Genomic DNA, 15879 nt, shown 5'->3' with positions numbered 1-15879 from the left:
CGAACGATCATGAAAAACGCGTCCAGATTATAAGCACACCAGATGCTCGTAATCGAGTTTTAAGTTTAAATTCAGCCCGGCAAAATGATAATCAACCACCGGAAGAGGTTGTCTGGACCTTGTTATTCTTTTATTCGCTACATGAGACCGTGCACCGCGGACATATCGAGAAAATCATCCGCGGTATCACCGCCTTGTTGGGCCGGGTGCCTTTGTCGGGCACGGGCGAAGTTTACCAACATGATTGTCGCACCATCAAACACCAATGAATGCCTCGCGGCTCTCCAGCCACTCTAGAGTTATTGAACTCTCAGTGCGCCAATTCAAGTCTGACAGAGGCGGGATGTTTAGCTCCGGAATAGCTTTTTCTCAATCCATTCTGCAAGCTTTTGCCTCTTCGAAGGTAAGGCGCCTATAACAGAAACACTTTCAAAAATAATTGTTACTGCTATTCCAGGAACTGCATCGATACCGAGCTTGCATTGGACATGCACAAGATAAACGAGTAGGAGCGTAAAGAAAGCCACGCATAGCACAACGGCTATCGTTGCAGCCTTTTTGGCAATAGTCCTAACGCGTTTGCTCTTCCTGTCCAGCTCGACCGACAAGATTTTGCTTTGACCCTGGAGCTCTTCATTGACGGTTCTAATTTCAGACAGTTCCTTAGAAAGTCTCGCGTTTTCTCCGCGGATTGAATCAATTTCTTGGTCCCGAATATTACTCCTATATACCACTTCAGCTTCATCGATAATGTCATCAAAGTCAAAGGTGCCGATATGGTCGTCGTCACGAGCGTCCTCTTTTACTGCCAGCACCTTTCTCGTGTCCATACTGTATAAATAGTGAACAGCATCCTCGCGGGATATCTTTCCTTCTTTGTTGTATTTGAGTAGCTTTTCCGCAAATGACTTCCATACATGGTCCGAAGGAATTGCAGCTGCGGCACATGCAGACAAAAGAGCCTTTTCACCATACCTTTTTGCACTGGATGGATCGCTATACAGCCATGCCAGGTTAGCCATTTTCGTTAAAGAAAAAATAGGTGGAAGTATAGTCGGACTTTCAGTCTTATTCCACCATTTGGTCGACTGTCTCACCGTCATCATGGAGGTCGTTACGAAAAAATATCTCGCCGTTTTAAACGATTTTGCCGTCAATTTCTCTCTTAGAGTAAGAATTGCCGCGATGCAATTGACGTCGTGCATAATTGCAAGCTCAGCATCGCAACCTTCCGGACGCTGCAGGTACTTAATCAATGTTTCCTCATCATACACATAAAGGAACTTACGAGAAGGAGTCTCGTCAACTTGAAAATGCAGCTCAGTTTCAACGACATATGATGGGTCGCTTGATATTCTGACGACATCAGCCTTGCTGTAGCCTCTTCTTCTCAGGTTCATATCATATGAGCTTGGCCTGTCAAAGCGACTAAGGTCGTCCCATCTATCGACGACGCCGGACAGGACTCTTGTCATCTCTTCAATTGTTAAATCAAACACTCGGAGCTCGGCACCAGCGCGTTGAAGCATCGATATGGCCTCGTTTACGAGCCTTTCCTCTTCTTCGGTTCCATATCCCAAGGCCCTGCAAACCGTTGGGCTGTCGAGGTACAAAACAGTTCCTTCAAGCGACTGCGTATTTGATGCAAAACCAGGAAGAAACGCCGCCTCATAGACAATATGCCCTCGAACGAGTTTAACGGCGGCGTTAAAACTAGTTTCGTTATTTTGCTTTGCCCACAATAAATACCTTCCCACCCATTTTGTTGCTTTACACTCGGCTTCATTAACCACGAGCTCCCTTGTCGAGAGGGAGTCCAGATGGTCCTCAAAATAAGCGATTAGGTCTTTCCTGCACTTACTGTTGGAATACTTCTTCTTTTCTTGTTTACGTGCATATCGGCCCATGTCATTGATGAGCTTGGTCAGATCGCCATTTATTTTATGTAACGCAGAACTGACATCAGCAGTTTCCATAGGTTTGGATGTGTGCTCATAAAATCCATTAGCTCTTTTGATATAGCCACTTTTAGCCAACCGACGGAGAAGGCCCTCGACAACAGGAGAAGGTAAACCGATACCGCATCGACTGACTATCTTATCGACCACATCGGTAATTTTGAATTTCATACCGTAGAGTTGGAGAACAGAGTCTTCTACAAATGGCATGAAAAGACCCAATCGGTCGGTTTTGTTTGCATCCGTTCCAGAGTCAATTGCCGCCTCAAGAAAAGCAAGGGAAGCAAGTGCGTTGGAAGAACGCGAGTCGGTCTTCTTGGACATAGAATCGGCCTCTCAAAAAAGACCCCGCAATCCATTAAGGCTGCGGGGTCAAAACTAAATCATTTCCCAAGTCAAGATAGTGTCTTCAGCAAGATCGTCCTTTACCGCGCGGCCAATAACCACATCGGCATAAGTCGGAGCGATTCCCGTGCCGGGGCGCTTGGGCATCAGGTCCTCCTTGGCGATCACCTCGCCGGCCTTCATGCCACGCGTCAGCACAAGCGAGCGCCTCGCCTCACGGCGGGGCGTCTCCTCGCAAGCGAGGACCGTCTTCTCCGAGGAGCCCAGGATCCTGTCATGAATCGGAAGTTCTCAATGGCGCGTTTGAAGTCCTCGACGTCGCCGGAGTGGTAGCGATCGTTTCCAGGAAGCGACTTGTCCAGCGTGAAGTGCTTCTCGATGACCTCGGCACCGAGGAGGTATGCCGTCGAGAGCGTCTGCATCGAGGCGTCCTCAGGCTTGGTCGCGCAGCACTGCATGTGGCTATCGATCGACTCGTGGCGACGCCCCCAGAAACAATAGGAGTCGACCCCTCGGGCCGCGAGCCGCACGTGCAAGCCGCGCAAAATGGAGCCGGTCGAGCCGTTGTAGAAGCCCTTGAGCTGGACGTAACAAAGGGGCCTATTCAGGCCCTCCGCCAACTCTAGTGCTTCGTCCACGAGAGCGTCGGTCGTCGTAACGTCACCCACGATCATTACAGGCCCTTCCTCCACACCATCTTGTCCACGACGCCGGTGTAGCTCTGGATGATCTTGACCACCTTGGTGGACACGGTCTCGTCGGCGTAGTCGGGAACGGGCGCTTCGGGAAGCGAACCCTCCGCGTCGAGCTCGACGGCGGTGTGGACTGCCTGCAGCAGGCCCTTCTCAGAGATGCCGGCGAGCGTGAAGCAGGCCTTGTCCAGCGCCTCGGGGCGTTCGGTGGAGGTACGGATGCACACCGCCGGGAACGGGCGGCCGATAGACGCGAAGAAGCTGGACTCCTCGGGCAGGGTGCCGGAGTCTGACACCACGGCGAAGGCGTTCATCTGCAGGCAGTTGTAGTCGTGGAAGCCCATGGGCTCGTGCATGCGCACGCGCGGGTCGAGCTCGAAGCCGGTGGCCTCCAGGCGCTTGCGGGAGCGCGGGTGGCAGGAGTACAGGATCGGCATGTCGTATTTATCGGCCAGCGCGTTGATCGCGGTGAACAGGCTCGTGAAGTTGGCCTCGGTGTCGATGTTCTCCTCGCGGTGGGCGGAGAGCAGCATGTAGCGCTTCGGCTCCAGGCCGAGCTCGGAGAGGATATCGGAGGCCTCGATCTTGCCCAGGTTGGCGCGCAGGACCTCTGCCATGGGCGAGCCGGTGACGTAGGTGCGCTCCGGGGCGCAGCCGGTGTCCTTCAGGTAGCGGCGGGCGTGCTCGGAGTAGGCCAGGTTGACGTCGGAGATCACGTCGACGATGCGGCGGTTGGTCTCCTCGGGCAGGCACTCGTCCTTGCAGCGGTTGCCGGCCTCCATGTGGAAGATGGGGATGTGCAGGCGCTTTGCCGCGATGGCGGACAGGCAGCTGTTGGTGTCGCCCAGGATCAGCAGCGCGTCGGGCTGGACCTGGACCATGAGCCTGTAGCTCGCGGCGATGATGTTGCCGACGGTCTCGCCGAGGTCCGCGCCCACGGCGTCCAGGTAGACGTCGGGGTCGGCGAGCTCCAGGTCGCGGAAGAAGATGCCGTTCAAGGTGTAGTCGTAGTTCTGCCCGGTGTGCGCCAACAGGCAGTCGAAGTGGCGGCGGCACTTCTTGATGACCTCGGACAGGCGGATGACCTCGGGGCGTGTGCCCACGATGATCAGCAGCTTCAGACGGCCGTCGTTAGAAAAATTAACTTTAGAATTATCGTTACTCAACATGAGAGCCCCATTCTTTACAATTTGTTATAGCTGATATTTAACGCGAATTCATGCTTTTAGCGGTTTTTTGATATCTTGTGATTACGGATAAGCGGTAGATAAATACCGACACCTCGGCAGCACTTGTCGCGAGGCACATTGTATAGACATTAAAATAATCAGTTACAACAAGAATGATAAGTGCAAGCAGCTGAACGCAGAGACCAATAAAATTTGAAAAATTTGCCCTTGATGAAAGGCCTAGGGGGACAAGCACGGGAAAACAAATAACGTACGACGGGAATATCACCATTATTGCTGGAAGTAGACAGCGCACTATCATGCCGGCCTCTACATAGCTTGGTCCAAAAACAAATTCGCAAATTTGATTCGCATAGATATACAGCACTGCAGCCCCTACAACAATAAAAGGAGTTGTAGTAAGCAATATTTTCTTAACAAGCCTGAAATCTTTGTTTTTAACCATATACGGATATAGGCTATCCGCAATAGGGGAAACGATTGACTTAGAAACGGACAAGAATTTTTCTGAGGCAGAATAGAATCCAACAACTGGCAAGCCTGCGTAGAACATATTGAGAACAATTGGATTTGCTGTTGAGTATACCGTGGAAGAAATGCGTGAAAAGAAAAACGGTAAAGAGTCCTTCGCAAGTAACCGCACCTCGACAACCGTGGGGCGGTGAAGATGTATGCCAAAGACTCTACGATCATACCTAAGACATACCGCTAGCGCCGTAACATTTCCAACTAACAGACAAATCGGAAGCGCTAAAACGTCACTGTCTGAGTGGAGAAATATAAATGTGCACGCAGTTGCAAAAGCGCGTATCGCTACAGTCCTGAAGGTTATGACTTTCATGCGCTCAAGCCCTCGGTACAAATAATCAGGCAGCATCGCAGCAGCGACATAAGCTAAATAATAGAGAGCGTAGAGTAGGAAATATCGGCTATGGTATGGAGACGAGCAGCATGCTACCGCCAAACAACATCCACAGATAATAGTTGAAATGCCTTTTAGAGCGAACACATTGCCATAAAGATGTGAAAGAAATACAGTATCTTCAGCATGCTGTGCGACTTTTGATGTTGCAGATAAAAGAATTCCAAAATCTAGCACAAGCGACATAAACGTCATAACAGAAATGGCGACGCCAACGACACCATAAGTTTCCGGTGTAAGCACGCGTGTTTGATATGGAATTGTGATCAGAGCGAGAACTTGAGATGAAAACGTTAGAGTATACAAAAATAACGTATTTTTAAGAAGTTGCTTCTTGGAATTATCGATCATGAACTATTGCTTTCAATTTAATGAGACGTCCACGTACTACGTTGGGAACTAAATACTTAACGAGTCTTTTGAGTTTCTTTTTAATTGTACGAGAAGGTGTGACATCGGCAGCAACTGACGCGATGCCCGTCTCATGTATCCGCCTGTATACGTTGTCTCTCAAACCAGGTCGAACTACTGGATGTGAAAGCTGTGCATTCAATTGAATTTCCCGTTGATAATCAATAGGAACGAAGGTAAAGAGGCTCTCTACCTCTGACCAGAAATTTCTAGCCTTTTCAGTGTTTAAGGAAATTGAAGAAAGCTGAACCCAGGGATAGAACTTTGGGTAGCAATTCGATGACGCGCAGTCGCCAATGGTCACATCACCAACGCGTTCAGAACTGGCGTATTTACACGTATAGCAGCTTTCCCTATTTGCTGACCCCGTAACAAACAGCGCCATATACGGATCGTCAAATTCATCTCGTCCTTTATATCGCAAACCGGGCGCATTAATATCAACTGAAAAAGTCGTTCTCGCAGAGACGTCTTTCCTTCTGAATGTAATGCTTTGAGCTGGTTTTCCACCAGTAATTGACTCGACATGGTCTTCCCATACCCTCGGAGAAGGTACTCCATGACAAATCAAATCCATCGTAATCAGATTGTCATATGCTTTTCCCAAATATGAAATCAAGCCAGCAACCTGACAAGGACATCCTGAGAATAAGACCCTTCTACCAGATTTAAGACATTTTTCAATTTGACAATATATTCCCTGACAATCGCTTTGAACGTACTTTGATTTCTGAAGAAACGAAATTTCATTTGAGTTAGTTATAAGTCGATGATAAACGTGCCCAGTTGAATCAACCGCTGCTCCGACTACGATTCCTCCATGATCGACAACATAGCGTGCGCACGTGGAAAATACACCGCCCGAACTGCTCTCATTTCTCAGCTGATGGTCATTAGAAAATGCTGCATACATATTTGAAATTGGGCGCAACGTGCAGCGATTAACAGCAGGGCATACTCTGAGGCATTTACCACAGGCAAGACACGATGCACCGTTTATCGAGGGATAAACAAAGCCTTCCGCATCTGGGACCATAGAGATTGAATCGACAGGACACGCATCGGAACATGCAGCACAGCCAGTGCATGCTCTACCCACGCATGAAATATCCTGATTACTAGTCATTTAAGGCACCCTTAATCCACGCCATGCATCGAGAGCGCTCCTCGCAAAGGGCTGATTCAGCATAGCTATAGTCTAAATCGATACTAGGAAGCTCACATGCACTTTCAGCCAGCATGCGATTATCCATTCCAACTAAATTAAACAAATCAACAATTCGGGCACGATTACCTCGAATAGGTTCCATAGCGACGAACGGCTTACCCATATTCACTGAAAACGCCGTTCCGTGAAATGAATCAGTAATCACATATTGAGCGTGATCAATAAGCCAAACAAATTCCTCTGGGGTCATACCCAATAGGAGCCTTTCGAAAACCTTGTCCTTAAAGGTATTGTTGCTAAGTCGCCATAGAGGCAGTCCCGAATCTATTGAGAAACGCTTCCAAAGTTCCATTTCTTTATCGGTTCTGCTCGCGAGATTGAAAACCAGAATGTATCGTTCATTCCCTTTAAATCCTTCGGGCTTTTGGGAAAAAGCACGCCAATATTCACGATCAAGAAGTAAAGTTGGATCGAGACACCTAAATACTGGCTTCTCCGTCAACGGCGCGATTTGCTCTACTGCATGAGCTTCTCGCACGCTTATCGCATCGAATTTAGTAAGGTACTCTCGAATTTCTTGTTGCTCTATCTCGTTATAGATATGACTACCGAGACTCGAAGCAAGTGAAAGACGGCGAGTTGCTTTGCCGAATTGAAGAAAAAAAGCGGGCTCAATGCCGCCGGTAATAAAAGGATTCCAAACCTGATCGCTGCCGACGATTAGCGCATCAGCTTCAATATCAGCCATTTGAGCACACGAAGTATACACCCGTTCCGTTCGAGGGAGCCTCGAATGGAATTTTTTAAAAGCGCGCGCATGCAGCTTTGCACGCTGGAAAATGATATTTTTGGCCGCTGCTATAAGGCCGGCTTTAAAATCACCATCCTTGATGAGCTGGAAAGGAGTCTCATTTCCTTTTCGCTCATAAGGATTAATGAAATTGAGAATCTCCGCCTTGCAACCAACATTCTTAAGTGCTTCTAGAGTTGCAAATGCTTGCAAACATGCGCCATAGCTCCACGTCATGTGAAAGGTCAGCAGATAGTTGTTATTCGACATCAGATATCCTTTCTAGGGATTAATTCATGCGAACAGATTGAATAAAGAAGGACAAATGCGTAGACAAGATGTTGATAAGGAAAAAATCCATTTAATAGCAACGGAAATAAAATGAAAACGGTGAGGAGTACGGCTGCACCCTTATTTAAAGAAGCGAACAACGAATGAAACAAAGTACATAAGCATGCAAGATACAGGCAAAGACCAGTTAGGCCAAATCCATACAGCAACATTACCAAGTCGTCATGAGCCCAAATATAAAGACTGAGCGCACGTTTATTGAGCTCATAGATTGTTGAAAAAGCGTTTCCAAAAGCTATGCCCATTGAACCAGAATTAGCCCATGCCAGGATATCTGTGAGCCAAATTTCGTTTCTACCATTAGTAATTGCGGATAGCAGCGAGTCTGCGTATATATTTCCGCTAGCAAACTCAAATTTATTAGCCATTCCAGACTTCAGAAATACGGCCTCTCCAAAAAATAAAACAAGGAGTAGCAAGGCAGCTTTAGTCCATTTGTAAGCAAATAGATTTTGAATGAGTAGCAGCAAACAAATAAGAACTGGCACAAGAAACGTTCGGGCGCCAGTCTCCAGCGTCGCATATATGATGATAAGCGAGCACCCGCAATATACAGCCTTAGATCCATTAGTCCGAACGAGAAAAATAATAAGGACAAGCAAAAGAGTACATATAGACGCAAGAGTGTGTTCTGTATTGCATAGCCCCTTAAAGTAGGGGGCTTCTCCCCATGCGACAACATAACCAGTGCCAGTTGCAAGTAGTAAAAGAAGAAACATGGATGAAAAGATTACGACAACAGATATATAAGTTCGATATTGGAGCAATGCTTCTAAAATAGATGTTCGAAACCTAGGCGAACATATAAGGGAGATCATCAACATTGTGCTTGCGAGATACACCAAGTCGTTTAGCTCCTGAGAAGCGCTTATCATAACAAGAGTTGAATGGAGTGACAGAAGAACGAAGCAGAGCAGGCCCAAATAGGACAGATGTGATCTGCGAGTTGAAACCCATTCAAATATAAGTAGAACTACAAGAGCGAATCCAAGAATCTTATTAATAGGAATAGAGCCAAGAGCACCTTGAAGTAAAGTAGTCACAATATACGTTGCAACAATCAATACAATTGGTCTAGCCGCCATTCCTGTTTCGGAGACGATATTTTGATCGGCGGCATTTAGGGCCTTTGCCATTGAAATCAAGCTATCAACTCCCTATATAGAGCGAATAGTGTTTGAAGATACGCCTGAAATGAGTAGCATTCACGCACCTTGTTATATATACGGCTTCCCGCAACCGATATCGCTTCTGGATTTGACAGCACATTCACGAGCGTGTTCGCAAGCATTTGAGTGTCCTGGGCATTTACTAGCCAACCTGAGTCTCCATTATCGATAATCTCGGAGATTGACCCGACTGATGATGCGATAGAAGGGATCCCATAAGCTGAAGCCTCAAGAAGCGAAAATGGCATTGCCTCGTGATGAGAAGGCAGTACGTTTAGAAGATATTTCGAAAAGAACTTACGATTGGGCTCTACGATGCCGCGATATTTAACACGATGAGAAAGATTTCGTTTTTCAATTTCAACTTGAACCTTGATGTGATCCCTACCGCACAGCTCGAAAATTAGTTCTGGGTCAAGCTTGTCATCGATCAGAACGAGCGCATCCAATAAATCCAAGACGCCCTTGTCCTTAGAGATATTTCCCAGAAATAAAACTCTAGTGCGGCCCGGCGTGTATAAATTCTCATCTGGACAAGAAACGGCATTGGGAAGAATTAATACACGCTCACTTGGATAATCCAATTTTTGGAACAAGGGGTTCAGATATGTTCCTAGGGCAATGATGCGATCTGATTTTAATAGCGACCAATCTATCAGCTTTTTCATATGACTTGAGGACCGAGATCTAATCTTTGCCAAGTCACAGTGAATGTGAAGTACGACAGACTGTCGATATCTTTTAGCTAGGAATATGATAACGCACGACCTGATCACGCTCGCATTATCAGCCATGTGTATATGAACAATTCCTTCGCCGGTTGAAAAGCGTTTTCGGGCCTTTAAGAGCGCGCTTACAAAACAACGGATCTTTTGAAGGGCATTTCCCTGATTGGTCGTTATTAAATAGCAAAAATCAACTTGCTCGCATCTATCTAGCTCAAAAGAAAGCATGCGCGTTAGCGTACTAATGCCTCCTAAACAGCTCGGATCAACACCAAACATACTTAAGGTGCCAAACTCCGTCTTATTCCTAGTCATCAAATCGTCTCCCGATTAGACGTGCGGGAACCCCCCCCCAAAATGCAATTTTCTTCATAAGGGCTACGAACGACGAGCGCACCAGCAGCAATTACTGTTCCATCGGGAATATGCACACCTTTTAAAATCGTAACGTTTGCCCCAATCCAAACATCGTTACCAACAACAATGTCTTGGTCATTACTGGGTAATTTTTCAGTTGGCCTTACAGCTCGCATAGGCTTGTCTTTGACATCAGTGCGATGATCACCAGAGATTAGAGTTATATGTGGGCCAAACATAACATCGTTACCAATAATTACTTCTGCGCCCGTTGTCCAAATTCTTGTATCGGGCCCAAATGACACATCATTACCGACTGAAATGTTCTCCAAGCCTTGCAAATCGCAACGCTTTCCAAGCGAGAAACCCTTTCCGCACCGTGCAAAAGACCGTTTAACGAGGGGCTGAACTATAGCTTTACGAGGAAGCGCTTTCACACTGCGGCCAAAACATAGAAGCGACCGCGAAAAAGAGCCCATGCGGCTAGACCTCCTCGTAGTAGGTGTCGGGGTTCTCGGGGTCGAAGGGCTCGTTGGCCCACATGACCGTCACGAGGTCCTCGGTGTCGGACAGGTTGGTTATGGAGTGCGTGTAGCCCGGGATCATCTCCACGGCGCGCATGTCAGACCCAGAAACTATATACTCGTCGACGGGGAACGGGTTCCCCTCGGCATCCTCCCCTACTTTCCTCAGCTTGATCGACGCGGTGCCGGAGACCACCAGGAACCTCTCCCACTTGCTCATGTGCCAGTGGTTGCCCTTGGTGATGCCGGGCTTGCTCACGTTGACGGAGACCTGGCCGCGCTCGGGCGTGCGCAGGAACTCGGTGAACGAGCCTCGGTCGTCGGTGTTGGGCTTCAGGCTATAGGCGAAGTGCCCCGGCTCGTAGTAGGACAGGAACGTGCTCCACAGCTTCTTGGAGAAGGAGCCCTCCGTCAGGTCGGGCACCGAGAGAGTCTCGCGGCTGTCGCGGAAAGTGCCCAGCAGGTAGACGATCTCGCCCAGGGTCTTCACGTCGGTGTCGGGGACGCAGCAGAACTCCTCGCCCTCTACCCTCTCGAGTCCCTCGTAGCCGCAGCGGTGCTCACGCCCCAGCAGGGCGCCCAGCATCTCACCGACCAGGTCGTCGATGTAGAGGAGCTCCAGCTCCACCGTGGGGTCGTTCACGGTGTAGGGGCGGCCGTTGGCGATGGCGTCGCAGAAGGTCGCCACGGCGGAATTGTAGCGCGGGCGGCACCACTTGCCGTAGAGGTTGGGGAAGCGGTAGATGAGCACGGGGGCGCCGGTGCGCTCCGAGTACTCGCGGAACAGCCCCTCCCCCGCCAGCTTCGACTCGCCGTAGACCGAGCCCTCGAAGCGGCCCGACAGGCTCGCCTGCGCGGAGCTGGAGAGCATCACGGGGCAACTGTTGCCGTGGCGCTCCAAGGTGTCCAGCAGCGTCGAGGCGAACCCGAAGTTGCCCTCCATGAACTCGGACTGGTCCTCGGGGCGGTTGACGCCGGCCAGGTTGAAGACGAAGTCGGCGCGGGAGCAGTAGTCCTCCAGCTCCCCGGGAGTCGAGTCGATGTCGTAATCCATGACCTCGAGGGGAAGGAGTTGCTGGTATTTGGCGCGGCGGTCTTTGCCGTCGCGGACGTTCTTCAGCGCGCAGCAGAGGTTCCTGCCCACGAAGCCCCTCGCGCCGGTGACGAGGACGCGCACCCTACTGCACCGCCTCGTGCTCGCGGCCCTCGAGTGCCAGCTGCACGTACTCGGCGGTCTTGATCTTGGCGATGGTGCCCTCCACGTCGAGCCTCTCGGTGTTGTGGGAGGTGTAGGACTCGTCTGCCTGGGTCTCCACCTCGCCGTCCACGACGAACTTGTCGTAGTTCAGGTCGCGCGAGTCGCAGGCCACGCGGTAGTAGCCGCCCATGTCCTCGGCGCGCAGGCGCTCCTCGCGGGTCATGAGGGTCTCGAAGAGCTTCTCGCCGTGGCGGGTGCCGATCACCTGGGTGCCCACCCGGCCGAAGACCTCCTGCACGGCCTCGGCGAGGTCGCCGATGGTGGAGGCCGGCGCCTTCTGGATGAACAGGTCGCCGGGGTTGGCGTGCTCGAAGGCGAACTGCACCAGGTCCACGGCCTCGTCCAGGTTCATGAGGAAGCGTGTCATGTTGGGGTCGGTGACCGTGAGCGGCTCGCCCTTGCGGATGCGGTCGATGAACAGCGGGATGACGCTGCCGCGCGAGCACATGACGTTGCCGTAGCGGGTGCAGCAGATGGTGGTGCGGCCGGCGCCGTTGCGGGCGTTGGCGTAGATGATGGACTCCATCATGGCCTTGGACTTGCCCATGGCGTTGATGGGGTATGCGGCCTTGTCGGTGGACAGGCACACGACGCGGTCGACGCCCTCCTCGATGGCGGCGTGGAGCACGTTGTCAGTGCCGATGACGTTGGTGCGGACGGCCTCCATGGGGAAGAACTCGCAGGAGGGAACCTGCTTGAGGGCGGCGGCGTGGAAGATGTAGTCCACGCCGTGCATGGCGTCGCGCACGCTCTGGGCGTTGCGGACGTCGCCGATGAAGAAGCGGACCTTGGAGGCGAGCTCGGGCGACTTCTCCTGCAGGCGGTGGCGCATGTCGTCCTGCTTCTTCTCGTCGCGCGAGAAGATGCGGATCTCGGCCAGGTCGGTGTTCATGAAGTGCTTGAGCACGGTGTTGCCGAACGAGCCGGTGCCTCCCGTGATCATCAGGGTCTTGTCTTTGAATGCGGTCGTGGATTTCATCTACTTGCCTTCCTTGCGTTTTGCGCCAGTGAACTGGTAAAAGAGAAACTTAGTAGTTAGTAATGAGGTATCGCTTGAAAAGCCGTTTCGGCTCTTGAATAAGTCTGTATAGCCATTCGAGACTCAAGTCCTGCATCCAGATCGGTGCCTCCGGCACCACTCCGGCGAGGACATTGAAGGCTCCCCCGACACCGATCATTATTGGCTGGGGGCCACCTTTAAGCTCATGCATGAGGACTTCCTGGCGAGGCGCACCCAGCGCAATCCATGCGAAGTCTGCACCCGAATCAGCGATACGTCGCGAAAGGTCTCGCTTCTCGCTGTCGGAGAGCGGTCGGAAAACCGAAGGCTCCATGCCAGCTATTTCTAGGCCCGGATATTCCTTTTGAAGTGAATTCTTGAGAGCGTCGAGATTCTTCTGCTCGTTACCGTAGAAGTAATGGCTCCATCCCTGCTGCAAGGAAATGCTGAAAATCTCTCGCATTAGATCGGGTCCAGTTACACGCCCCATTGACTCTATTGTTTTACGTCCAACAACAGATAAAGGCTTGCCGTCGGGAACGGACATGAGGGAGTCCGCTTGGCAGGCCCAATAGGAAGGGTCGTCATGAGCCATAACCGACGTGTGAGCATTGGATACGCAAATATACTCGCCATGTAGCTCATCTATATGGCGAGTGAGAAACTCGACGCACTCAGACATATTGGTTCCCGTGATCGGAACATCGATTACGGGAACACGCTTGAGCTCAACGAATTTTGAATAGTCCCGGAGCATTAGCACGCACCCTTACCGGTGATGACCTCGATCACCGTGAGAGCGACGATCTTGAGGTCCGTAACGGGACCGCGCTTGGCGATGTACTCCAGGTCGCGCTGAACCATCCCATCGAAACCCGTTGAGTTGCGCTCCGTCACCTGCCACCAGCCGGTGATCCCAGGCTTAACGGCCAGGCGCTGCAGGTCGTACTCGGTGTACTCGGCGACCTCGTTGGGCAGCGGCGGACGCGGGCCGACGACGGACATCTGGCCCAGGAATACGTTGAGGAACTGCGGGAACTCGTCGATGGAATGCTTGCGGATGAACTTGCCGATCCTGGTGACGCGGGGGTCGTCCTTCATCTTGAACATGGCGCCGGCGATCTCGTTCTGCCCCTTGAGCTCGGCGAGGCGCTCGTCGGCATCCCTGTACATGGAGCGGAACTTCCACATGCGGAAGGTGGACAGGCTGCCGTCGCGGTGGGTCTGGCCCACGCGGATCTGGCTGTAGAACGGGTTGCCCTCGCTCTCCAGGCGGATAGCGGCGGCGAGCACCAGGCTCGGCACGGCGATGACGGCCAGCACGCAGCCGCTGAACACGATGTCGAAGGCGCGCTTGACGGTGCGGTAGACCAGGCGCGTGCGGTCCCAGTCCTTGACGGCTTGCATGGCCTTGTAGCGCATGCTCGCGCCGTCGCCGCTCATTGCCTGGGCAACAAGCGCGGCCCCCGCCGGCGCTCCTGTAGAATATTCAGTTTTATCTGACACTATTTCCTTCAAACCTACGTCCCCATCCCCGGGGATCCTCCCTGTCCCGTTAAACAGTCGCCCGTAATTAGGCGATCGCTTTTTTAAGGTTTCGCATTACGCGCTGCTCGGCTGAAAGCACCGCGAGGCCAACGCGAGTGGTTACGCGCCGGCCGCAAAGGTCGAGCTCCAAATAAGCAGTGCTCTTGCGTCTGTTAATGTTTTTGATAAGGCCCTCGTGGCCCAGCAGCGGACCTGCCGTCACTACGACCTGGTCGCCGTCTTTTAGGGCCTCGCTCATGGGCACTACGCGGTCTCCCCTATGCGTAAAACTGCCGATGAGCTGGACCTCTTCTTTTGCCAACGGCACAAACTGACCGTCCTGGGATAGCACCCGGGCAAAGTCGTCCATGCACAGCAGATACTGTTGCACGGTGCGGGGATCTGCCGTATCGCAGATGAGATAACCGGGAAAGAGCGGCTTGGTCGTGTTGACCCATTCGCCGTGAACTTTAATCTCGGTTTGAAATTGGGGATAAAAGAGCTCCTGCATGGCACCCGTCGGTAGCACGTGCTCAATGCGCTCGCGCATTATGTCTTCGCGACCGTTAATGAGCTGGATCACATACCACACGAGCACCACCCACTTGCTGTCTTACGTGTGGCTCACGGGGTTTGGGTATGGCTTCGCCAGGGCGCTTAGTGCGCGAAGGCGCTCCATATTCAAACCCTGAGCCCAGTTAGACAAGCACGTGGCTCTGCCCCACCGTGAACGGTATGTATGAGTGCAGTGGCTAGAGTCGCGGACGTGTATCGCAAAAATGACCGCGACTCCAGCTGGCTGCGTGCGGCCCAGTCAAGCGGGTACAAAACTGGACCGCACGCAAACAGCTGCAGGACTGCTGCAATTTGTCATGAAATATCGATTCGAATGAACAGCTTGCACATAGACAGGAACAAAGTCATTCGATGCGAAACGCATGACGAGGCTATTGGAGCTCGTGGTTTTTCTGACACCGCCGTTACGGCCGGATGCTGATCGACCCTGCGCTTTGCGGCTTGCTGGAGCCGTGAACACAGTTGAACCCATGTAACGTTAATTATCCTAGCACAGCAGGTAGCCCATACGTTTTGGGGTGTGTTGAGCAACATATTGTTTATTTGCCGTGGTTATGGGGGATATCGCGCCGCCTCGCACGCATTGCCGCAGGTTTATGGGGGTGTGTGGTTTGGCGATCAAACTTTGTACAAAACCGGGAAGGTAATTGCGCAACTTTTTGCGGGTGTTGGCGTGGGCGTACGGTTTATGGGACGAGGTTGACAATCACGTCTCTCAATGCGAGGTCCACCGAATTAAGCGACGATGATTCAGTTGTCGCAAAAAATGCGACAACTGCTGCTGACAGCAAAATTTTGCAAAAAAGGCCACTCGATTGAGTGGCCTTACATTCACGATGGTGGAGACGAGGGGGATCGAACCCCTGACCTCTTGACTGCCAGTCAAGCGCTCTCCCAGCTGAGCTACGCCCCCGTG

15 protein-coding genes and 1 tRNA gene are annotated in these 15879 nt (G+C 51.5%); all 16 read right to left on the bottom strand.

What is annotated here, in order from left to right; genetic code table 11:
- Window positions 1-347 precede the first annotated feature (347 nt).
- The 16 genes from V2391_RS01970 to V2391_RS01895 all read right to left on the bottom strand — a co-directional run bounded on the left by V2391_RS01970 (window position 348) and on the right by V2391_RS01895 (window position 15876).
- A complete protein-coding gene (locus V2391_RS01970) occupies window positions 348-2282 on the bottom strand; it encodes a hypothetical protein (RefSeq protein WP_329738033.1) in 1935 nt (644 codons plus the stop codon).
- 54 nt (window positions 2283-2336) lie between these two features.
- Entirely contained in the window at window positions 2337-2501 is a 165-nt protein-coding gene (locus V2391_RS01965) for an SAF domain-containing protein (RefSeq protein ID WP_329738032.1), read from the bottom strand.
- The gene (locus tag V2391_RS01960; RefSeq protein WP_329738031.1) at window positions 2495-2977 is read right to left on the bottom strand and encodes an N-acetylneuraminate synthase family protein; all 483 of its coding nucleotides are present in this window, start codon (window positions 2975-2977) and stop codon (window positions 2495-2497) included. Before V2391_RS01960 ends, V2391_RS01965 begins: the two co-directional genes overlap by 7 nt.
- Entirely contained in the window at window positions 2977-4164 is a 1188-nt protein-coding gene (wecB, locus tag V2391_RS01955; RefSeq protein WP_329738030.1) for a non-hydrolyzing UDP-N-acetylglucosamine 2-epimerase, read from the bottom strand. Before wecB ends, V2391_RS01960 begins: the two co-directional genes overlap by 1 nt.
- 37 nt (window positions 4165-4201) lie before the next feature.
- Entirely contained in the window at window positions 4202-5458 is a 1257-nt protein-coding gene (locus tag V2391_RS01950) for an oligosaccharide flippase family protein (RefSeq protein WP_329738029.1), read from the bottom strand.
- Window positions 5448-6644, bottom strand: a complete 1197-nt coding sequence (locus V2391_RS01945; protein ID WP_329738028.1) for a Coenzyme F420 hydrogenase/dehydrogenase, beta subunit C-terminal domain — start codon at window positions 6642-6644, stop codon at window positions 5448-5450. The genes V2391_RS01950 and V2391_RS01945 overlap by 11 nt, the downstream gene beginning before the upstream one ends.
- A complete protein-coding gene (locus tag V2391_RS01940; protein ID WP_329738027.1) occupies window positions 6637-7746 on the bottom strand; it encodes a polysaccharide pyruvyl transferase family protein in 1110 nt (369 codons plus the stop codon). Before V2391_RS01940 ends, V2391_RS01945 begins: the two co-directional genes overlap by 8 nt.
- Window positions 7746-8972: a hypothetical protein gene (locus tag V2391_RS01935; RefSeq protein ID WP_329738026.1), complete on the bottom strand. Its 1227-nt coding sequence runs from the start codon at window positions 8970-8972 to the stop codon at window positions 7746-7748. Before V2391_RS01935 ends, V2391_RS01940 begins: the two co-directional genes overlap by 1 nt.
- Entirely contained in the window at window positions 8969-10036 is a 1068-nt protein-coding gene (locus tag V2391_RS01930) for a glycosyltransferase family 4 protein (protein ID WP_329738025.1), read from the bottom strand. Before V2391_RS01930 ends, V2391_RS01935 begins: the two co-directional genes overlap by 4 nt.
- Complete coding sequence (locus V2391_RS01925) at window positions 10036-10557, bottom strand: acyltransferase (protein ID WP_329738024.1); 522 nt, start codon at window positions 10555-10557, stop codon at window positions 10036-10038. Before V2391_RS01925 ends, V2391_RS01930 begins: the two co-directional genes overlap by 1 nt.
- A 4-nt stretch (window positions 10558-10561) precedes the next feature.
- Window positions 10562-11779, bottom strand: a complete 1218-nt coding sequence (locus tag V2391_RS01920; RefSeq protein WP_329738023.1) for a polysaccharide biosynthesis C-terminal domain-containing protein — start codon at window positions 11777-11779, stop codon at window positions 10562-10564.
- 1 nt (window position 11780) lies between these two features.
- Window positions 11781-12839 carry a polysaccharide biosynthesis protein gene (locus tag V2391_RS01915; protein WP_329738022.1) on the bottom strand — a complete coding sequence of 353 codons (1059 nt, stop codon included), beginning with the start codon at window positions 12837-12839 and terminating at the stop codon, window positions 11781-11783.
- A 49-nt stretch (window positions 12840-12888) separates the two neighbouring features.
- Window positions 12889-13407, bottom strand: a complete 519-nt coding sequence (locus V2391_RS01910) for a WecB/TagA/CpsF family glycosyltransferase (RefSeq protein ID WP_329738021.1) — start codon at window positions 13405-13407, stop codon at window positions 12889-12891.
- Window positions 13408-13616: 209 nt separating this feature from the next.
- Complete coding sequence (locus tag V2391_RS01905) at window positions 13617-14366, bottom strand: sugar transferase (protein ID WP_329738020.1); 750 nt, start codon at window positions 14364-14366, stop codon at window positions 13617-13619.
- 67 nt (window positions 14367-14433) lie between these two features.
- Window positions 14434-14979: a transcription termination/antitermination NusG family protein gene (locus V2391_RS01900; RefSeq protein ID WP_329738019.1), complete on the bottom strand. Its 546-nt coding sequence runs from the start codon at window positions 14977-14979 to the stop codon at window positions 14434-14436.
- 821 nt (window positions 14980-15800) lie between these two features.
- A tRNA-Ala gene (locus tag V2391_RS01895) sits at window positions 15801-15876 on the bottom strand.
- Window positions 15877-15879: the final 3 nt, after the last annotated feature.

The organism is Collinsella sp. CM84Y_54 (genome assembly GCF_036317945.1).
Taxonomy (GTDB): domain Bacteria; phylum Actinomycetota; class Coriobacteriia; order Coriobacteriales; family Coriobacteriaceae; genus Collinsella.
The sequence above is the reverse complement of the archived record's forward strand: the minus strand, read 5'-3'. Positions and strand labels throughout refer to the sequence as shown.

Coding starts and splice junctions, on each gene's coding strand:
- V2391_RS01970 (WP_329738033.1), bottom strand. CDS start 2,282: ATGTCCAAGAAGACCGACTCGCGTTCTTCCAACGCACTTGCTTCCCTT.
- V2391_RS01960 (WP_329738031.1), bottom strand. CDS start 2,977: ATGATCGTGGGTGACGTTACGACGACCGACGCTCTCGTGGACGAAGCA.
- wecB (WP_329738030.1), bottom strand. CDS start 4,164: ATGTTGAGTAACGATAATTCTAAAGTTAATTTTTCTAACGACGGCCGT.
- V2391_RS01950 (WP_329738029.1), bottom strand. CDS start 5,458: ATGATCGATAATTCCAAGAAGCAACTTCTTAAAAATACGTTATTTTTG.
- V2391_RS01945 (WP_329738028.1), bottom strand. CDS start 6,644: ATGACTAGTAATCAGGATATTTCATGCGTGGGTAGAGCATGCACTGGC.
- V2391_RS01940 (WP_329738027.1), bottom strand. CDS start 7,746: ATGTCGAATAACAACTATCTGCTGACCTTTCACATGACGTGGAGCTAT.
- V2391_RS01930 (WP_329738025.1), bottom strand. CDS start 10,036: ATGACTAGGAATAAGACGGAGTTTGGCACCTTAAGTATGTTTGGTGTT.
- V2391_RS01925 (WP_329738024.1), bottom strand. CDS start 10,557: ATGGGCTCTTTTTCGCGGTCGCTTCTATGTTTTGGCCGCAGTGTGAAA.
- V2391_RS01915 (WP_329738022.1), bottom strand. CDS start 12,839: ATGAAATCCACGACCGCATTCAAAGACAAGACCCTGATGATCACGGGA.
- V2391_RS01910 (WP_329738021.1), bottom strand. CDS start 13,407: ATGTCCGTTCCCGACGGCAAGCCTTTATCTGTTGTTGGACGTAAAACA.